This window comes from Terrisporobacter mayombei (assembly GCF_020748465.1).
GTDB classification, from domain to species: domain Bacteria; phylum Bacillota; class Clostridia; order Peptostreptococcales; family Peptostreptococcaceae; genus Terrisporobacter; species Terrisporobacter mayombei.
Genome location: NZ_JAHZMP010000278.1, coordinates 1 through 438 on the forward strand (window position 1 = coordinate 1; position 438 = coordinate 438).

The window sequence follows — 438 nt, forward strand, 5'->3', positions numbered from 1 at the left end:
CTTTCAAACATGTCAGAATCAAGCAAATTACCAAGCATCAGTGCATTTACAGTTATCTTATGTTCTGCCAAATCTAGTGCTAAACTTTGAGTAAGTCCTACTCCAGCAAATTTACCTGCTGAATAACCTGAATTATGTTTGCTTCCTACTCTACCTGATTTTGAATTTATCTGTATTATTCTACCCTCAATACCTTTTGCTATCATAACTTTAGACACTTCTCTTGCAAATAGAAAATACCCATTTAAATTTACATCCACAATAAATTTAAAATCTTTGTATCCAAAATCTGTTATTTTTTTACTTACAGCCACTCCTGCATTGTACACTAATAAATCTATTCTATCAAAATCATTTTCAATAGCTTTGATAGTACTCATAACCTGTATCTCATCTATAGCATTACATCCATATCCTACAGATTTACAACCAAATTCC

General features: G+C 31.3%; 1 protein-coding gene. It reads right to left on the reverse strand.

Going from position 1 to position 438, the window contains the following annotated elements; genetic code table 11:
• The coding region (locus K0039_RS21555; protein WP_228106919.1) for an SDR family NAD(P)-dependent oxidoreductase at nt 1-438 on the reverse strand (438 nt) is incomplete at both ends.